At 70.9% G+C, this 18,222-nt stretch carries 15 protein-coding genes; 8 read left to right on the top strand and 7 right to left on the bottom strand.

What is annotated here, in order from left to right; translation table 11 throughout:
• Positions 1–13 precede the first annotated feature (13 nt).
• Positions 14–3,154: a UvrD-helicase domain-containing protein gene (locus tag KOI35_RS08440; RefSeq protein ID WP_215785448.1), complete on the top strand. Its 3,141-nt coding sequence runs from the start codon at positions 14–16 to the stop codon at positions 3,152–3,154.
• On the opposite strand, the gene KOI35_RS48805 is transcribed toward KOI35_RS08440, so the two are convergent.
• On the bottom strand, positions 3,141–3,809 hold the full coding sequence (locus KOI35_RS48805) for a prepilin peptidase (RefSeq protein WP_308120857.1): 669 nt from the start codon (positions 3,807–3,809) through the stop codon (positions 3,141–3,143). The two genes, KOI35_RS08440 and KOI35_RS48805, sit on opposite strands and share 14 nt — an antisense overlap.
• A 106-nt stretch (positions 3,810–3,915) precedes the next feature.
• Between KOI35_RS48805 and KOI35_RS08450 the strand changes: the two genes are divergently transcribed.
• From KOI35_RS08450 to KOI35_RS08465, 4 genes are all read left to right on the top strand, one after another.
• The gene (locus tag KOI35_RS08450) at positions 3,916–4,563 is read left to right on the top strand and encodes an LppU/SCO3897 family protein (RefSeq protein WP_215785449.1); all 648 of its coding nucleotides are present in this window, start codon (positions 3,916–3,918) and stop codon (positions 4,561–4,563) included.
• Positions 4,564–4,670: 107 nt separating this feature from the next.
• Positions 4,671–5,876 (top strand): ATP-binding protein, encoded by a 1,206-nt coding sequence (locus tag KOI35_RS08455; RefSeq protein WP_215785450.1) that lies wholly within the window; start codon positions 4,671–4,673, stop codon positions 5,874–5,876.
• 27 nt (positions 5,877–5,903) lie between these two features.
• Entirely contained in the window at positions 5,904–6,482 is a 579-nt protein-coding gene (locus tag KOI35_RS08460) for a DoxX family membrane protein (protein WP_215785451.1), read from the top strand.
• A gap of 81 nt (positions 6,483–6,563) precedes the next feature.
• Complete coding sequence (locus KOI35_RS08465) at positions 6,564–7,871, top strand: glycosyltransferase 87 family protein (protein ID WP_215785452.1); 1,308 nt, start codon at positions 6,564–6,566, stop codon at positions 7,869–7,871.
• Here KOI35_RS08465 and KOI35_RS08470 read toward each other — a convergent pair.
• Genes KOI35_RS08470 through moaC form a run of 4 tightly spaced genes read right to left on the bottom strand, consistent with a single transcriptional unit; the run spans position 7,858 to position 10,486 of the window.
• A complete protein-coding gene (locus tag KOI35_RS08470) occupies positions 7,858–8,274 on the bottom strand; it encodes a molybdenum cofactor biosynthesis protein MoaE (RefSeq protein ID WP_215785453.1) in 417 nt (138 codons plus the stop codon). The two genes, KOI35_RS08465 and KOI35_RS08470, sit on opposite strands and share 14 nt — an antisense overlap.
• Positions 8,271–9,479, bottom strand: coding sequence for a molybdopterin molybdotransferase MoeA (locus tag KOI35_RS08475; RefSeq protein WP_215785454.1), 1,209 nt, complete (start codon positions 9,477–9,479; stop codon positions 8,271–8,273). Before KOI35_RS08475 ends, KOI35_RS08470 begins: the two co-directional genes overlap by 4 nt.
• Before the next feature lie 9 nt (positions 9,480–9,488).
• Complete coding sequence (locus tag KOI35_RS08480) at positions 9,489–9,998, bottom strand: MogA/MoaB family molybdenum cofactor biosynthesis protein (protein WP_215785455.1); 510 nt, start codon at positions 9,996–9,998, stop codon at positions 9,489–9,491.
• The gene (gene moaC, locus KOI35_RS08485) at positions 9,995–10,486 is read right to left on the bottom strand and encodes a cyclic pyranopterin monophosphate synthase MoaC (protein WP_215785456.1); all 492 of its coding nucleotides are present in this window, start codon (positions 10,484–10,486) and stop codon (positions 9,995–9,997) included. The genes KOI35_RS08480 and moaC overlap by 4 nt, the downstream gene beginning before the upstream one ends.
• Positions 10,487–11,010: 524 nt before the next feature.
• Between moaC and KOI35_RS08490 the strand changes: the two genes are divergently transcribed.
• On the top strand, positions 11,011–13,542 hold the full coding sequence (locus KOI35_RS08490; protein WP_215785457.1) for a putative bifunctional diguanylate cyclase/phosphodiesterase: 2,532 nt from the start codon (positions 11,011–11,013) through the stop codon (positions 13,540–13,542).
• A 172-nt stretch (positions 13,543–13,714) separates the two neighbouring features.
• On the opposite strand, the gene KOI35_RS47125 is transcribed toward KOI35_RS08490, so the two are convergent.
• Positions 13,715–14,170: a hypothetical protein gene (locus KOI35_RS47125; RefSeq protein ID WP_246612651.1), complete on the bottom strand. Its 456-nt coding sequence runs from the start codon at positions 14,168–14,170 to the stop codon at positions 13,715–13,717.
• Positions 14,171–14,726: 556 nt separating this feature from the next.
• Between KOI35_RS47125 and KOI35_RS47130 the strand changes: the two genes are divergently transcribed.
• Both KOI35_RS47130 and KOI35_RS08500 read left to right on the top strand, forming a co-directional pair.
• On the top strand, positions 14,727–16,061 hold the full coding sequence (locus KOI35_RS47130; protein WP_308120869.1) for a glycosyltransferase 87 family protein: 1,335 nt from the start codon (positions 14,727–14,729) through the stop codon (positions 16,059–16,061).
• A gap of 1 nt (position 16,062) precedes the next feature.
• On the top strand, positions 16,063–16,479 hold the full coding sequence (locus tag KOI35_RS08500) for a TFIIB-type zinc ribbon-containing protein (protein WP_438870587.1): 417 nt from the start codon (positions 16,063–16,065) through the stop codon (positions 16,477–16,479).
• 463 nt (positions 16,480–16,942) lie between these two features.
• On the opposite strand, the gene KOI35_RS08505 is transcribed toward KOI35_RS08500, so the two are convergent.
• Positions 16,943–18,145 carry an SUKH-3 domain-containing protein gene (locus KOI35_RS08505; RefSeq protein ID WP_215785459.1) on the bottom strand — a complete coding sequence of 401 codons (1,203 nt, stop codon included), beginning with the start codon at positions 18,143–18,145 and terminating at the stop codon, positions 16,943–16,945.
• Positions 18,146–18,222 lie beyond the last annotated feature (77 nt).

An 18,222-nucleotide genomic window follows, 5' to 3' on the forward strand; every position in this document is an offset into this window, starting at 1 on the left:
AGGGCGTGACAGGATGCAGCGCGTGCCCTCGGACATCGCAGGTAGTGCCGCGGACACGTATGTGGCGGATCTGCACATCCACTCACGATTTTCGCGCGCCTGCAGCCGGGATCTGACGCTTCCCAACCTGTCGTGGTGGGCCCGTCGCAAGGGCATCGGCCTGCTCGGCACCGGCGACTTCACCCACCCGGCCTGGTTCGATCATCTGCGCGAGTCGCTGGTCGAGAAGGACCAGGGCCTTTTCGCGTACGCCGAGGAAGCTGACGTCACGAAACGGTTGCCCGGTTCGCTGCAGGCGAGCCCGGCGGCCACCTTCATGCTCAGCGTGGAGATCTCGACGATCTACAAGCGCGACGACCGTACGCGCAAGGTGCACCACCTGATCTACATGCCCGACTTCGCCGCCGCGACGAGGTTCAACACCGCGCTGGGCCGGATCGGCAACCTGACCGCCGACGGCCGGCCGATCCTCGGGCTCGACTCGCGGGATCTGCTCGAGATCACGCTCGAGGCGGGCGGCTACCTGGTGCCGGCGCACATCTGGACCCCGTGGTTCTCGGCGCTGGGTTCCAAGTCGGGCTTCGACGCGATCGCCGACTGCTACGCCGACCTGGCCGAGCACGTCACCGCGGTCGAGACCGGCCTGTCGTCCGACCCCGAGATGAACTGGCGGGTCTCCAGCCTCGACCGTTACCGCCTGGTATCGAACTCGGATGCGCACTCCCCGGCCGCGCTGGCCCGGGAGGCGACGCTGTTCACCGGGGTGCCCGACTACGACGCGGTGCGCAACGGCGTCGGGCTGGCCGGGACGCTCGAGTTCTTCCCCGAGGAGGGCAAGTATCACGCCGACGGCCACCGGGCCTGCGGCGTGAACTGGGAGCCCGAGCGCACCCGCGAGCATGCCGGGCGCTGCCCCGAGTGCGGCAAGCCGCTGACCGTGGGCGTGCTGAGCCGGGTCGAAGATCTGGCCGACCGGCCGATCGGGTTCACCAAGGACACGCATGTCGAGCATCTGATCCAGCTGCACGAGATCCTCGGCGAGATCAACGGTGTCGGCCCGAAGTCGAAGACGGTCGAGGCCCAGCTCAACCACCTGGTCGCGACGCTCGGGTCGGAGCTCGACATCCTGCGGAAGATTCCGGTCGACGCGATCGGCCAGGCCGGCGGGGACGAGCTGCGCGAGGGCATCACGCGGTTGCGGCGCGGTGACGTGCGGCGGGTCGCCGGCTTCGACGGTGAGTATGGCGTGATCACCCTCTTCGAGCCGGGTGAGCTGCGTAATCGGGCGTCGGCGCCGCAGATGGAGACGTTGTTCGACATCCCGGCGCAGCCGGTGCCCCAGCAGCGACGCCCCGACCCGAAACCGGTCAAAGTCGTAAAAGAGCCGAAAAAAGTGCCCCCGCCGATCGCGGCTCCGGTCAGCCCACATGAGCCGTTCGAGCCGATGCTCGCGGGCATGGAAGAGGTCGGCACCGGCCTGCTCGACCGCCTCGACGCGATGCAGCGGGTGGCGGCGTCGGCCCCGGGCGGTCCCCTGTTGATCGTGGCCGGGCCGGGCACGGGCAAGACCCGTACGCTCACGCACCGCATCGCCTATCTCTGCGCCGAACTGGGCGTGTTCCCGCACCGCTGCCTGGCCATCACGTTCACCCGCCGGGCCGCCGGTGAGCTCCGCGAACGCCTCGACGCGCTGCTCGGCGACGTGGCCGAAGACATCACGGTCGGCACGTTCCACTCGGTCGGGCTGGCCATCCTCAAGGACAACGCGCGCGCCGCGGGGCTGGGCGCTCATTGGCGGATCGCCGACGAGGGCGAGCGGGACGAGGCGCGCGAGCAGGCCGGCGACGACGACCACGCGTACAGGAAACTGCTCCGGCAGCAGGATCTGGTCGACCTCGACGATCTGATCAGCCTGCCGGTGGCCCTGCTGCGCGACGAGCCGGCACTGGTCGAGAAGTACCGCAAGCGCTGGCAATGGATCTTCGTGGACGAGTACCAGGACGTCGACGAGACCCAGTACGAGCTGCTGCGCCTGCTCAGCCCGCCGGACGGCAACCTCTGCGCGATCGGCGACCCCGACCAGGCGATCTATTCGTTCCGCGGCGCCGACGTGAAGTACTTCCTGCGATTCAACGAGGACTTCGAGCAGGCCCGGCTGGTCCGGCTCACCCGCAACTACCGCTCGTCGGCGCCGATCCTGGCCGCGGCGGTGCAGGCGATCGCCCCGTCGTCGCTGGTCAACGGCCGCCGCCTCGACCCGGCCCGGCTCGACCCGGAGGCGCCGCTGGTCGGCCGCTATCCGGCGGCGAGCGTGGCCGACGAGGCCGATTTCGTCGTACGCACCATCGACGACCTGGTCGGCGGTCTGTCGCACCGCTCGCTCGACTCGGGCCGGGTCGACTCCCGCTCGGTCGCGGCGGGCAACCTGTCCTTCTCGGACATCGCCGTCCTCTATCGCACCGACTCGCAGTCCGGGGCGATCGTCGAGGCGCTGTCGCGGGCCGGGGTGCCGGTGCAGAAGCGCTCGCACAACCGGCTGCGGGACCGCGCGGGCGTGCAGGTGATCGCGCGCGAGCTGCGGCACGCCGGCGGCCTCGGCGGGTCGCTGGCCGCGCGGGTCAAGCTGACCGCACAGGTGCTGGCCCAGCGCTTCGCCGCCCCGACCCTGGACGGCGAGCAGGTCACCCCCGAGGACATCTGGACCGCGGCCGACCTGCTGCGCCCGCTGGCCCAGCGGATCGGCGACGACATGCCGCGCTTCCTGCAGGAGATCGCGACCGGCGCCGAGGTGGACGCGCTCGACCCGCGGGCCGAGGCGGTCAACCTGCTGACCCTGCACGCGGCCAAGGGCCTCGAGTTCCCGGTGGTCTTCCTGGTCGGCTGCGAGGACGGTCTGCTGCCGCTGCGCTGGCCGGGCGCCTCGGAGGCCTCGGTTGCCGAGACCATCGCCGAGGAGCGGCGGCTGTTCTTCGTAGGGCTGACCCGCGCTCAGGACAGGCTCTATGTCACGCACGCGGCCCGCCGGTTCCGGCACGGCAGCGAGCGCGAGCAGACGCCGACCCCGTTCCTCGACGTGATCGACTCGGGCCTGTTCGAGCGGCTCGGCGACGTCGTGCCCGCCCGGCCCAAGGATCGCCAGCTCAGGTTGCTGTAACGGCGAGCAGGGCGCCGACCAGCAGCGCCGGGCCGAACGGGAGTGGTCGAGCGCGCCGGGTGAGCAGCAGGACGAGCCCGATCGGCCCGTTGATCAGATGCGGCACGACCAGGCCGACGAACACGGCCGGCCAGCCGGCGAAGCCGAGAGCCGTCGCCAGCACGGCCGCGAGTTTGACGTCGCCCAGCCCAAGGCCGCGGCCGGGCAGAAGAGCCACGATCAGGTACGCCGTCAGCACCAGTCCCCCGGCCCCGAGCGCCGGACCGATCCGGTGCGGCTGCGTCGTGGCCAGCGGCACGATCGTCAGGGCGGCGAAGGTGGCCACGATCGGGTCGGGGAGCCGCAGGCAGCGCCGGTCGACCAGGGCCAGCAGCAGGCCGGCGACGGCGGCGAGCAGGAAGAACGGCAGCACCGGGGACGGGCCCAGGGCCGCGGCCAGCAGCGCGGCGACGAGAGCACCGGTGAGCACCGTTACGACGTACGGGCGGGAACAGCGACAAAAGGCACCCACCTTGACCCACCCGGCGCCACACAGCGGGCAGGCCGGCCGTGGCGAGTCTCCGAAGGGGACAGCGAGCCGATGGGCGATGCGGGGCAGGAAGGCGGCCGCGGCACCGCCGAAGACGGCCGCGAAGATCACGAGCGGTAGGGACACGGCTGGGGACCGTAGCGGTTGTACGGGCGGTTAACGGGTCGTGTTGTTGACACCGGCGGCGATTCCGTCCGGGTTTGTGTCGGCCCCGCACGCTACGGTGGGCAGCATGTCGCAGAACGGCCCGTATTCCGGCCCGCCGTGGTCGCACGGGAGCTCAGACGAGCCGTATGCGGAGCCCGCCGACCCGTGGAGTGATCATGGGGCGCCGGTTCCGGAGCAGCCCTCTTCGTCCTGGGGTGGTCATCCGCCCTCGATCCCGCAGCAGCCTGTGGGGTTCCACTCGGCACCCCCGAGCCCGTCGTGGGAGAGCACGCCGCCACCTCCGGCCCCATCGAAGCGCAACACCCCGATCATCGCCCTGGTCGTGACGCTCGGTGTGCTGATCGTGGTCGGTCTGGGCACGACGGCCTGGCTGCTCAACGAGCGCCGCAGCCTGCAGGGCGCCACCCCGAGCACTACTACGTCGGCCACCACGCCGGTGGTCGGCCCGGCGCCGGTCGGCAGCGAAGACGCCCGGTTCTATGTGAAAAAGGGCGACTGCGTCATCAACAACGGGAACGACAACGAGCCCAACATGCGGGCCACGGCCTGCGTCGACGGCACCTACGTGGTGCTCGAGCGGATCACCGGCAAGACCACCGGGGAGAAGGACGCCGAGCGCAAGTGCGCCAAGGTGACCGGCTACACGAAGTGGTTCTTCTACGACAGTCCGTTCGACGAGCTCGACTTCGTGCTCTGCCTCAAAGAACATTAGGGGCTCTAGCGCTTTCTAGCTCTGGTGCTAGATATTGGTAGAGACTCCTCGACCTTTTACTAGCGCTCTCTAGCGTGAAAGCTAGACGACCCGATACGGTGCTATGCGTGGATCCGGTGAGGAACCCGTACGCCCCCGGCGCCGGTCAGCGCCCACCCGAGCTGGCCGGGCGCGACCGTGAGCTCGACGCGTTCGACGTGGTGCTCGAGCGGATCGCCCGTGGCCGCCCCGAGCGCAGCCTGGTGCTCACCGGCCTGCGCGGCGTCGGCAAGACCGTGCTGCTCAACACGCTGCGCTCGATGGCCATCGGCCGGCTCTGGGGCACCGGCAAGATCGAGGCCCGCCCCGACCAGTCGCTGCGCCGCCCGGTCTCGGCCGCCCTGCACATGGCCATCCGCGAACTCGCACCTCACCACCGCGACCCCGAGCGGGTCGACGACGTGCTCGCCGTCCTCAAGGCGTTCGCGCTGCGGGCCAACGACAGCTCGTCCAAGCTGCGCGACCGCTGGGCCCCCGGCATCGACCTGCCGCCCGCGCGGGGCCGGGCCGACTCCGGTGACATCGAGATCGACCTGGTCGAGCTGTTCACCGACGCCGCCTCGCTGGCCACCGACGTCGGCACCGGCATCGCGCTGTTCATCGACGAGATGCAGGACCTGGGGCCGGCCGACGTGTCCGCGCTGTGCGCCGCCTGCCACGAGCTCTCCCAGCTGGGCGCCCCGCTGATCGTGGTCGGGGCCGGGCTGCCGCACCTGCCCGCCGTGCTCTCGGCGGCCAAGTCGTACTCCGAGCGCCTGTTCCGCTACCAGCGCATCGACCGGCTCGACCGGGTGGCGGCCGACCTCGCCCTGTGTGCCCCGGCGGCCCGTGAGGAAGTGGAGTACGAGGCGAAGGCCCTCGACCTGCTGTACGAGAAGTCGGGCGGATATCCGTACTTCGTGCAGGCGTACGGGAAAGCGACCTGGGACCACGCCCCGCAGTCGCCGGTGACCGACGCCGACGTGCGCGTGGCCGCCCCCGAAGCCGAGGCCGAACTGGCCGTGGGCTTCTTCGGCTCCCGGTTCGAGCGGGCCACCCCGGCCGAGCGCGAATACATGCGCGCGATGGCCACGCTCTCCGGCGATCCGAGCAACGACATGGACGCCGCGGTGCCGACCTCCGACATCGCGGTCGCGCTCGGGCGCAAGCCGGCCAGCCTCTCCCCGGCCCGCGACGCGCTGATCAAAAAGGGCCTGATCTATTCGGGCGAGCGCGGCACGGTGGCCTTCACGGTGCCGCATTTCGGCCGTTACCTGCGCACGCAGCCGGTGTGATCGGCGCGCGGCGGGTATAACCAGTTCATGAAGCCCGTACGCACGGCAGCCCGCGCCATGCTCGCCTCGATCTTCGTCGTCCAGGGTGTCCGCGCGCTCACCAAGCCCGACGCCAACGCGGAGAACGCCGCCCAGCTGACCGAGCGGGTGAAGCCGCTCCTGGAGAAGGTCGACCCGCGGATCCCGACCGACGCCCGCACGCTCGTGCAGATCAAGGGCGCGGCCGACGTGGTCGCGGGCCTCGCGCTGGCCACCGGTCACTTCACCCGGCCCGCGGCAGCGGTGCTGGCCGCCGGGCTCGTGCCCGCGACGATCGCTGACGCGCAGGCCAAGAAGGGCGACTTCCTCAAGAACCTGGGGCTGCTCGGCGGGCTGCTGCTGGCCGCGGTCGACACTGAGGGCCGGCCGGGCCTCGGCTACCGAGCCGGGAACGCCGCCGACCGCTCCCAGACCGCCATCAAGCACGCGGCCGACCGCTCCCAGCGTTCGGTGAAGAGGGCCGCCGACCGCTCCCAGCGCTCGGTGAAGCGGGCCGTCCGCACGGCGCGGCGCGAGGCCAAGATCGCTGCGGTGAGCGCGGCCGCCGCCCGTAAGTTGCCCGGCTAACAACCTCTCCGCGATCTTTGCGTTAAAGCGGACGAGGGGGCTACGGCGCGCCCGGAGGACGAGAGCGACGGGGGTCGCGTCATGCCGGCGTGGGAACGCGGGCGGACCGGAAGGTTCGCGGTGGTCGGGCTCGGGTGCATCACGGCACTCTGGGCGATCGGGTTGGCCCTGCATGCGTACGGGGGAACAAGCCTCGTCGTGAATCACGCGGCCGTCCGGGCCTGGCTGGTCGGGGGCGATCTGTACGACTCCCGGCTGGGCGCCGCCCTGCCGCCCGTCACCGCCCTGGTGATGACGCCGGGTGCCGTCCTACCCGTGACGATCACGGCGTGGCTGCTCGCCGTCTCCGGCCTGGCCGCCCTCGTGCTGTCCCTGGTCGCGCTGGCGGGTCCGATCGCCCGCCGCTACGGGCGCTCCCGGTTCGCCGTCGTGGTCACCGCGGCGGTGCTGGCTCTGGTCACCGAGCCGGTGCGCGCGGTCCTCGGCCTCGGCCACCTCGACCTGCTGCTTCTCGGCCTGATCACGGCCGACATGGTGGGACTGCGCCGCGCGGCCCGGGCCCGGCGGCGCGCAGCTTGGTGGCCCTCCACGCCCTCCACGCCGTCCACGCCCTCCACGCCGTCCATGCCCCGGCTGCGCCGGATCTGGTCGACCGGCTCGTGGGCCGGTGTCGGCATCGGCCTTGCGACCGCCCTCGCGGTCAGCCCCGGCCTGTTCATCGTTTATCTGGCCGTCACCCGGCAATGGCGGGCGGTGGTCACCGCGACCACCACGGCGGCGACGCTGATGTTCGGCGGATATCTCGTCGCGCCCAACGCCACCGCCCGCTGGATCGGCACCGTGCTGTTCCAGGTCGACCGGTCCGGCCCGGTCGGCGACCCGGCCAACCAGTCACTGGCCGGACTGCTCGCCCGCCTGTACGACTCGACGAGCACCCCGGTGCTGGTGTGGTTGTCGTTCGCCGTGCTGCTGCTGGCGGTCGGCCTGATCCGGGCCCGGGCGGCGCACGCCGACAACGACGAGATCGCGGCGTTCACGCTGGTCGGGCTGGCCGGCGCGGCCGCTGCCCCGGTGAGCTCGAGTCACAAGCTGGTCTGGGTGCTGCCGGCGATGCTGATCCTGGTCGACGCGGCGGCCCGGTCGCGGGCGGGGGCGCGCCGACGCAGACGCTTTGCCGGTGCCGGATATGCGGCCGGTGCGTTTCTCGCCTACGTGCTGTTCGCGTTGCCTCCGCAGTGGATGCTCGGCTGGAACGCGTACGCCTTCGCCGTGATCCTGCTGATGAACGCGCTGCCCTGGCGGCCCGGAGTGGTGCCCGAGATGCGGCCCGTACGCCGGCCGGTCGCGCCGCCGCGAGTGCCGGCCATCCCCGGGCCTAGGGGCAGTTGACCCACTCGTCGGTGCCATCCGCGAAGACCTGGCGCTTCCAGATCGGCAGCCGCGCCTTGGCCTCGTCGACCAGCCGGGCGCAGGCCGCGAAGGCCGCCGCCCGATGGGCCGTGCTGACCGAGGCGATCAGCGCGATGTCGCCGATGGCCAGGGTGCCCACCCGGTGCGAGACGGCGACCGCGTAGACGTCGGGGTCGGCCGCGATCTCGGCCGCAACCTCGCGCAGCACCTGGGCGGCGCTGGGGTGGCCCTCGTATTCGAGCAGCGTCACCCCGCGGCCGTGGTCGTGGTCGCGCACCACGCCCTGGAACGAGACGACCGCGCCGGACCGTGGGTCGGCCACCGCCTTCTCGTGCGCGGCCAGGTCGAGCGGCGTGTCCAGCACTTCCGCGATAGCGATCATGGACGCTCCCCGGTCAACAGCGGCAGCGGAAGGAACGGAACGACATCGCCCGCGGCGGCCTCGCTCCCGGGACGCACGACGGCGAAACCGTGCGCGTTGGCCAGACCGCGCAGCATCGCCGACCCGACATGCCCGACCGGCGTCGCCGTCCGTCCATCGTGGGACAACCGGGCCAGCGCGAGATGGGTGTCGCCACCGCGGCCGCGCACGTCGCCGGTCAGCTCGACCGCGGGCAGCACCGGCGCCGGACGACCCTGCAGACCGGCCAGCAAGGGGGCGACCAAGGTGATCAGGGCGATCACCGCCGACTGCGGGTTGCCCGGCAGCCCGGCCAGGAAACGATTGCCGGGCAGACGAGCCAGCAGCATCGGGAAGCCGGGCCGGACCGCCACCGTGTTGACGATGTATTCGGCGCCGAGCTCGGTCAGCGCGGGATGCAGATGGTCGACCGGCCCGTGCATCGTCCCGCCGGTGGTGCAGACGACATCGGCGATCGAGAGATTTTCCCGTACGGCGGTGACGTGCGCATCAAGCGTGTCCTGCACCGGGCCGGCGACCATTTCCACCGTGGCGCCCAGGCGACGCAACCAGCCGGGGATCTGGGGTCCGAGCGAGTCACGCACCCGCCCCGCGCCCGGGGTGCCGCCGGTGAGCAGCTCGTCGCCGAAGACCAGCAGCCCGGCCCGCGGACGCGGATAGACGCTCAACGACTCGTAACCGCAGGTCGCCGCGACCCCGATCACCGCCGGGTCGACCGCCGTGCCGGCCGGCAGCAGCTCCTCGTCCTTGGCCGCCTCCTCGCCCGGCTGCCGCCACTCGGGCACATAGCCGTTCCGCGGCTCACCGAGCACCCGGCCGTCACCGTCGCGAGTGGACGCCTCGATACGGACGAGCGCCTCGGCACCGGCCGGCACCATCGCTCCGGTGGCGATCTCGACGCACGTGCCGTCCTCGGTCAGGGGCGGGGCGATCTGACCGGCCAGCACCCGGCCGACCGGACGCCACGGCTTCGCCCCGCGGACCGCCCAGCCGTCGATGCTCGAGGTGGGGAACGCGGGCAGGTCGGTCAGCGCCCGCAGCGGCTCGGCCAGGGTGCGTCCGTCGGCCTCGGACAGCGTGACCGGTTCGGCCCGGCCGGCCGCCGCGCGCCCGGCGGTGTACGCCAGTTCGCGGGCCTTCTCCCAATCGACGCTCACGTCACTCACCGGTCGAGCCTATCCACCAGGAGCGTGATCATTCTCTTGACCGGGCGCGTGATCACCGCCGCGGATCTGGTCGACGGTGTGTTGCAGCAGCGGGCCGAGCACGGCCAGGCCGTCCTTGGCCCCGCCGGTCGACCCGGGCAGGTTGACGATCAGCGTGCGCCCGGCGACCCCGGCCAGGCCACGGGACAGGGCGGCGGCGGGCACCCGGTCGCGGCTGTAGGCCCGGATGGCCTCGGCGATGCCCGGGATCTCGAAGTCGAGCAGGCCGCGGGTGGCCTCGGGGGTACGGTCGGTCGGCGTGACGCCGGTGCCACCGCTGGTCAGAACGACGTCGACGTGGTCGGCGACGGCCCGGCGCAGGGCGTCGGCGACCGGCTCGCCGTCCGGCACGACGACCGGCTCGTCGACGGTGCAGCCGAGCTCACGCAGCCCGGCGACGAGACGCGGGCCGCTGGTGTCGGCATAGACGCCGGCGGCGGCCCGGTTGCTGGCCACGATGATGCGCGCGGTGATGGTCATGGGCGGTCCTCGGGGCGTACCCAATCGCCGGTCTTGCCGCCCTCTTTGCGCAGGACGCGGACCGCCTCGATGCTGGCGGCCGGGTCGACCGCCTTGATCATGTCGATCATCGTGAGCCCGGCGGTGGCGACCGCGGTGAGCGCCTCCATCTCGACCCCGGTCCGATCGGCCGTCCTGGTGGTGGCGGTGATCTCGACCGTCGTCTCCGTCAACTCCAGGTCGACCACCACTCCGTGCAGTCCGATCGGATGACACAGTGGAATGAGGTCGGGTGTCCGTTTGGCACCCATGATCCCGGCTAGACGCGCCACAGCGAGCGCGTCGCCTTTGGGAAGTTCGTCACCCCGCAGAAGTGCAATCACTGTGGTAGTGGTCACCACTCGTCCGGCGGCCACCGCGCGGCGGGCGGTGACGGCCTTGGCGGAGACGTCGACCATGCGCGCGGCGCCGGCCTCGTCCACATGAGTCAGCGGGGATTGGTCGGGCATACCGGGAGTTTATAGAAAGTCCGACCGGGGATCTTGTTAACCGGCCCGAGAAGCGGGAAACACTATTTGTCAACCGGTAATATTCGGCGATCATTTGGCTGGTCAAGTGGTGTGCAAAGGACGAGATAATATCCCCGGAGCGGGGGCTTTAGACAATCCGCAGCGTTAGCTAAACACCACCCTCCGACATGCGGACACCGCGACCCAAAACGACTTTCACCATTGCGCAGAGTTTACCCCTGGAGACTGCGGGTAATCGTTTTCCGAACGGTTATCGCATTCTGCGCAAAACGGCACTAAACGCTATGAATTCCGCTTCCTCGCCTATAACGTTTCTTTCGTCGCGACACGACGAGATTCGGGGGGCCGCGAGCCCCGGATGACGAAGCGAGGAGACGGCCATGCGTCGTGCTACTGAGTGGGGCTGAAAAACGCGTGGGTGCGCTACGCCGCCCATCTTGAATACGCTGGGGCCCGAAGCAACGCGACACCATCGGCGGCGCGGGCTCGGCGACGGGACTTCGATGACCGGCACAGACTCTGACGACAACGCGACCGATCGGCGGCTCCGGCTGCTTGTCGGTCTCGTCGTCGTGGCAGCGCTGGTCGTCGCCCTGGGCGTGATCGCACACGCCTATGTGTGGCCCACACCGGCCCCCGACGTCGCGATGCTGTTCGTGACGCTGGCCGCGGTCCTGGTGGCCAACCACATGCGGGTCTACGTCCGGATCAAGTCCAGTCAGGACGGCACCACCTGGGGCGAGGTCCCGGTGCTGATCGCGCTGGTCCTGCTGCCCGGGCCGTGGGTCGTGCTGTGCGCAGCCGTCGGGATGACCCTGCGCATGATCGCGACCCGGAAGTCTCCGCAGAAGGCGATCTTCGCGGTGGCCAAAGAGGTGCTCACCGCCAGCACCGCGGTCGCCGTCTTCTGGGCCCTGGACGTGCGCCCCAGCCTGACCGACCCGCCGGCCGCCCTCATTCCGGTGATCGTGGCCATGACCGCGATGGCGATCGTCGACCACGCCGCCTACCTGCCGGTGATGGCCACGGCCTCGCACTCCACCGTGCGGCGGCTCGCGACGCAAGACCTCGACATGAAGCTGGCGGCCTATCTCGTACGCCTCCTGGCCACCCTGCTCGTGGTCGCCGTGCTGGCCTTCGGCGGAAGTCTGCTGCTCCTGCTCATCTTCCCGCTCGTTGTGTTCTGCATGCACCTCTGGCAGTCCCGCCGGATCCGCACCCGCGAGGAACGCGAGTCGTGGCAGCGCCTGGCCGAGGCGACCGACGAGCTCAACGCTGTCGACCTGACCCACGTGCTGCACTCCGCGGCCTCCCGCGCGGCACTCCTCTTCTCCGCCGTCGAGACCGAGATCGACCTGGTCACCGACAGCGCCGAACGCACCGTCCGAGGGACCTCCCAGCGGGTGACGTTCGACGGCTCGCGTGCCGGGGCGACCGAGTTGCCCCCGGCCGAGATCACCGCCGAGCTGGTCACCCACGACGGGCGCCTGCACATGGGCGTGCTGCGGCTGCGCTTCGGCGGGCCGGTCAAGCTCACCGAGTTCGAGCAGTACAAGCTGCGCACCTTCACGTCCGCGCTGTGCACGGCCATCCGCAACGCGACGGCGTACGCGGAACTGCAGCGGCTCAACGAACAGAACGCGTACGACGCGGCCCACGACCCGCTGACCGGCCTGGCCAACCGCCGTGAGCTGTACGAGCGGGCCGGCGAGCACTTCCAGAGCCACACCGACGAAGGTGTCGTCGCGCTGCTGCTGATCGACCTCAACCACTTCAAAGAGGTCAACGACACGCTCGGGCACGCCGCCGGCGACGCGGTGCTGCGCGAGGTGGCCCGCCGGCTGGCCGACGCCGCGGCGCCCGGCGATCTGGTAGCCCGTCTCGGCGGTGACGAGTTCGCGGTGCTGCTGGTCGATCTGCCCACGCCGGCGCTGGCCACCCACCGCGCCAAGTCGATGCTCAGCACGCTCGAAAGGAGCGTGGCCGTCGAAGGCATGCAGATCACCGTCGAGGCGGCCGGGGGCATCGCCCTCGCGGCCGGCAGCGGCGGCGTCAACGAGCTCATGCGACGGGCCGACATCGCGATGTATCAGGCCAAACGGGCCGGGCAACAGACCGCCACGTACGCACACTCGCAAGACACGGCCGACGTCAGCCGGCTCGCCCTGGGCAGCGAACTGCACCGCGCGGTCGCCGAACGCGAGTTCGTGGTCGACTTCCAGCCGATCGTCGACCTGGGCAGCGGCGAAGTGGTCTCGGCCGAGGCGCTGGCCCGGTGGCACCACCCCGAGCACGGTTCGCTCACGCCGATGGAGTTCCTCCAGACGATCGAGCGGTCCGGCCGGCTGCAGGATTTCGCCGACGCCGTGCTCGACCAGGCGCTCGCGGCGTCCGACCAGTGGCGCGAGGCCGGCTTCGACCTGCCCGTGGCGGTGAACGTGTCGCCCCGCAGCCTGCTCGACCCGCGCTTCCCCGAGACGGTGCTGAGCCGCCTGGGCCGCCACGAGGTGCCGGCCGACCGCCTGATCTTCGAACTCGCCGAGACGCTGACGCTGAGCCAGCTCGACGTGGTCGGCCGCGCCCTCACCGAGTTGAGCGAGGCCGGCGTGCGCCTGGCCCTGGACGATTTCGGTACGGGCGTGACCCCCCTCTCGGTCCTGTCCCACATCCCCGTCCACCAACTCAAGATCGACCGCGAGTTCATCGGCGCCGTCCAAACCTCCTCCGAGGCCTCGGCTGTGATCCGTTCCACGGTCGACCTCGCCCGGAGCCTGCACCTGTCGGTCATCGCCGACGGTGTGGAGAGCGAGCCGCAGAGGCACGCGCTGTGGAGTCTGGGCTGCGTAGCGGGGCAGGGACACCTGTTCGCCCGCCCCATGTCGGCGGCGCGTCTGCTGGCCACGATGCAGCGTGGAACGGCCGGTCGACCGGGCGCGCTGGCACCCTCACTGCACGATGGTGGCGCGGTCGTCCGCATGTCGCGGCGCCGGTCCGGGGGGTCCGGGCGATCCGCTCTGCCACACTTGCCCGCGTGACTGATGCAGGGCAGACGGCGAGCAAATCCGCAGTTGAGGGGCCCGCCGCCGACCCCGTTGGGGGCAAACCTTCCTCCCGTACGCTTCGTGACCGCACCCCCCAGAATCCCCCCACAGAGGACGCTCAGTCCAAAACCGGTACTCCCCCCGAAGCGGACAGCACCGCACCCGGTCACGTCCTCTCCGAGTCACCCAGCTCCGAGACCGCTGCCACCACTTCGTCGGCGTCCGAGACCGCAGCCATGACTTCGCCCGTTTCCGAGGCCACCGCCACGGCATCGCCCGCCTTGGACACCGCCGCTGCATCGTCCGACTTCGAGGCCGCTGCCGACGCGTCGCCCGATCTGGAGACCACGGCCAGCACCGCGCCCGCCGCCACTTCGCCCGCAGCTACTTCGCTCGCAGCTCCTTCGCCCAGCGCGGAGCCCACCGGCCCTGCATCGCCTGCGTCCGGCAAACCCGTCGGCAGGCCATCTCCCGAGGACTCCCCCGAAGCCGGCACCGGCGAGCCACCCTCCGACGACACCGACGGTTCGGACGAGCCGCCTGTCCCCCTCACCGACGCCACCGCCACGACGCCATCCGTCAACGCCGGCGCGCACCCGGCCACCGCAGCCAAGACGCCCACCACCGCACCCCCGGACGACAGCGCGCAGCCCGCCCCCACTAACGCCAAGACTCTCGCCACCGACGCGACTCCATCCGACAGCGGCGGAGCGCACCCGGCCACCGCAGGCATCGCACCCCCGGACGACAGCACGCAGCCCGCTCCCGCTAACGCCAAGACTCTTGCCACCGACACGACACCGTCCGACAGCGCCGGCGAACCGACCGCTACCGACGCGACCACCGGTGACGCCAACAGCTCCGGCACATCTCCCGCCCAGAAATCCGGAACCAGCAGGCCTGCCGCGACCCCCTCGTCCGACGCCGATGCCGTGAGCGACGATGACAACGTCGGCGCGACCGTCGAGGCACCCTCATCCGACAGCAACGCCCCGAGCGACGATGACAACGATGTCGCTCCCCGTCGGCCGGCCGGTCCCACCTCTCCTGCTGCCAGCGACGACACGGACGCGGACGAGGGCTACGACGACGGTGGTGAACCGCCGCGACCCGATGACAAGCCGGCCCCAAACGCGACGAAGTCCGCATCCGACACCGCGCGAGCGCCCACCACCCGGATCGGCCGCTTCTTCGCCCGCCTCGATCAAGCGGCCGGCGGCTACGCGATCGACCTCCCGCTCTACGCCCTGTCCGCAGTGTTCGCCCTGGTCACCGCTCTCTCGTCGACTCTGCTGCCGCACCGCGCCTGGGGATCGATCGCGGCCTGGGCCTACGCCGACGCCTTCCTGCTGGCCCTCCTGCAGTTCCTCGGCTACCGCGCGGTCCGCGACCGTATCGACGCCACCGGCCGCGCCTGGCGTGTCCTCCGTGCCCTGGTCGGCAACCGGGCCCGGGCCACCCTCACCTGGATCACGTGGTCCGCCGCCGCCCTGTTGCCGCTGGTCGTCCAAGCCGTGCAGAGGGCCGACGGCCGCACCGATCGGGCCCAGGAAGAGGTGCTGGTCGTCGAACGGATGGGCGAACGCCTGCTCACCGACGGAACCCCTTACCTGTCCCGAGACGCCATCGCCGCCCTGCCCGCCGACGAGCGCCTGATGGGCTACAGCCCGTACCAGCCCGGCATGTCGGTCTTCGGACTTCCCCGAGCCATGTTCGGCGACGTCTGGTGGACCGATGCCCGCATCTGGTTCGCCCTGTTCACGGCCCTCACGTTGATCACCGCGATGGCCCTGCTGCGCAAACGGTCGACCACCCGCGCACTACAGGCAGTCACCGTCCTACCGGTCTGCGCCCTCACGCTGGCCACCGGCGGCGACGACATCCCGGTGCTCGCGCTCTGTCTGCTGGCGCTGGCCTTCGCCGCTACCGACCGCTACGGATGGGCCGGTGTCGCCGTCGGCGCGGCCGCCGCCTGCAAACTCTTCGCGCTTCCGGTCGTAGCCGTGCTGGCAATACTGGCCATGGCGGTGGCCCGCGGCGGCAAGCTGCTCCCCGGCGCCCTCGGCCTGCCCATCCTGGTGCTGATCCCGCCGTTCCAGGTGGCTCAGGACGCCTTCCTCGAAAACGTCATCCGCTTCCCGCTCGGCCACGGACTGGTCACCAGCCCCGCCCAATCCCCGTTCCCCGGCTATCTGATCGCCCAGCACGTCCCGGAGGGTCGCTTCGTGGCCTTGGGGCTGCTGCTCGTAGTCGCGGCCGCCATCACCGTACGCATCCTCTGGTGGCCCCCGCGCACCCCGAGTTCGGCCTCGTTGATCATCGGTTGGGGCCTGCTGGCGGCCATCCTGCTGATGCCCACGACCCGGTTCGGTTACCTTCTGTATCCGATCGCGTTCCTGGTCTGGGCCGGCGCTCTGGTTCCGCTCGTCCGGAACAGTCCCGCAAAGCCGGCACTCAGGAACCACACAGCCACAAGTAGCCCGTTGGATGACACAGCCTTGTACCGTCGGTGAGATGCAGATGACCTGTCCGAAGTGTCACGGCCAGATGCGGGTCTACGAGCGCAGCGGCGTCACGATCGACCAATGCACCGAGTGCCGGGGAGTCTTCCTCGACCGCGGTGAGCTCGAGAAACTCTTCGAGGCCGAGTCGTCGTTCAACTCCCGTCAGGCCCCGCCGTCGTCCGCCCCGCCGCGTCCTGCCGCAGCCCCGCAGCCGGGCTACGGTCAGCCGCAGCCGGGTGGCTACGCCCCTCCGCCTCCACCGCCCGCGCCGGGTTACGGCCAGCCGACCCACGGCGGTTACCCGCCGGCCGCCGTTCCGGGGCACTACGCTCCCGCGCCCGGCTACGGTCACCACGGCCACTACCGTCGCGGCCACCACGGCCACTACCGCCGGCGCAAGAGCTTCCTGCACGACATGTTCGACTGAGCAAAGGCACAGGAGGCCGGGCCAGCCACAACTGGTCCGGCCAGCCACAAACCGGTCCGGCCGCCCATCCGTCGGGAGCAGCCCGGTCACCAACGGCCGTCGTCGTGCACCAGCCGCGCCGGCCCATTCCCATGAGCGGCCTGGCCGTCGTCGTGCACCCGCCGCGCCGGCTCATCCCGGTGAGCGGCCCGGTCACCAACTGCCGTCATCGCGCACCGGCTCATGCCGGTGAGCGGCCCGGTCACCAACCGCCGTCATCGCGCACCCGTCGCGCCGGGCCATTCCCATGAGCGGCCTGCCCATCGACTGCGGTCGTCGCGCACCCGCCGCGCCGGCTCATCCCCATGAGCGGCCTGGCCATCGACTGCCGTCATCGCGCACCCGCCGCGCCGGGCCATTCCCATGAACGGCCTGGCCGTCATCGTGCACCCGCCGCGCCGGCCCATCCCCGTGAGCGGCCCAGTCACCAACTGCCGTCATCGCGCACCCGCCGCGCCGGTCCATCCCCGGTGAGCAACCCCGTCAGTGCCTCATCGAGCGTGCTCCCGACGAACCATTCGCCGCCCTGGTCGAGCACGAAGACCCGGCCGAGCTCGTCGATCGCCACCACCGCGTCGCCACCCTCGATGCCGATCGGAAACAGCGGCACCCCGATGACCTGGGCAAACTCCTCCAGCGTGACAGCCGAATACGCCCCCGGCACCGGGTCGAGCAGCAGCAGCCGAATGGCTCGGCGCAGCCCGGGCCCCCGTCGCGCGCATCGCACCCCGGGAAAGTCGCCCACCGCCGCCCGCGCCGCGTCGAACGGTTCCAACCGGCCCCCCGCCGCCTGCACGGCCCGCTCGATCATGGCATCGCCGGTCGACGGCGACGGTCCGATCCACCCGCCCCCGGCCAGCGTGCGCGCCACATCGTGCGGGAAGCGCCCGGTCACCGGAATGCGATCCGAACCGTGCCGCCATTCGGTGGTGAACGCGAGTTCCGCCCAGGGCAGCACGGTCAGATCGACGAGCACGCTGATGCATGTCTCGCACGGGCGGTTCACTTGGCCACCGGCGGGATCGCCCTGGTCGCGTACGAGGGAAGAAGCGAAAGCGGAATCACTCAGCCAAGCCCGCGCGTCTTCGAGCGTCAGCTCGCGCTCTTGGCCGCGGGACGCCGAATGCAGCGCGTCGGACACGGCGATCAACTCGGCGTGCCGCTCGGCGCCGCGCACCCGGGCGGTCGCACCGAGCGTCTCGAGCCGGTCGAGCACCACCGGATGGTGCCGGATCGCCTGGTCACCCTTCGCGCCCTGAGACCGGAAGTGCCGATCACCCGCCGTTAGATGCGCGACCGTCGTCGGCGTGGGCCGGCGGTGCGTCAGCCGCAGCAGCGACACGGCCGGATCGACCGTTCCGGGCGAGGCCGGACGGCGTTCCCGATAGATCGCGGCAATCTCCTCGGGCGGCACGCTGGGCCAGGTGGAGAGCACCCCGGTCTCCCGATCGATCACCGTACGTGCGCCGTCGCCGGGCACGGAGCGTACGGCGGAAGGCTGTTTTGTCCAGATCACGTAACCCAGATCGAACTCGGCGAGCATCGGCTCGCATCCGTATCCGCGCTGCTCGGACTCGTTGCTCGCCCAGCGCGCGGCGATCGCCTCGGCTTCCGCTCGCGTGATCACCCGGCCGCCTCCTGAAGGGAACTGAACCCGATCGCCGGTCCCGACGTTCGCAGATTGAAGTTAACCGAACACGCAAA

This window comes from Paractinoplanes bogorensis, assembly GCF_018829635.1.
GTDB classification, from domain to species: domain Bacteria; phylum Actinomycetota; class Actinomycetes; order Mycobacteriales; family Micromonosporaceae; genus Actinoplanes; species Actinoplanes bogorensis.

Coding starts and splice junctions, on each gene's coding strand:
- KOI35_RS08500 (WP_438870587.1), top strand. CDS start 16,063: ATGCAGATGACCTGTCCGAAGTGTCACGGCCAGATGCGGGTCTACGAG.
- KOI35_RS08450 (WP_215785449.1), top strand. CDS start 3,916: ATGTCGCAGAACGGCCCGTATTCCGGCCCGCCGTGGTCGCACGGGAGC.
- KOI35_RS08465 (WP_215785452.1), top strand. CDS start 6,564: ATGCCGGCGTGGGAACGCGGGCGGACCGGAAGGTTCGCGGTGGTCGGG.
- KOI35_RS08470 (WP_215785453.1), bottom strand. CDS start 8,274: ATGATCGCTATCGCGGAAGTGCTGGACACGCCGCTCGACCTGGCCGCG.
- KOI35_RS08460 (WP_215785451.1), top strand. CDS start 5,904: ATGAAGCCCGTACGCACGGCAGCCCGCGCCATGCTCGCCTCGATCTTC.
- moaC (WP_215785456.1), bottom strand. CDS start 10,486: ATGCCCGACCAATCCCCGCTGACTCATGTGGACGAGGCCGGCGCCGCG.
- KOI35_RS08480 (WP_215785455.1), bottom strand. CDS start 9,998: ATGACCATCACCGCGCGCATCATCGTGGCCAGCAACCGGGCCGCCGCC.
- KOI35_RS08440 (WP_215785448.1), top strand. CDS start 14: ATGCAGCGCGTGCCCTCGGACATCGCAGGTAGTGCCGCGGACACGTAT.
- KOI35_RS08490 (WP_215785457.1), top strand. CDS start 11,011: ATGACCGGCACAGACTCTGACGACAACGCGACCGATCGGCGGCTCCGG.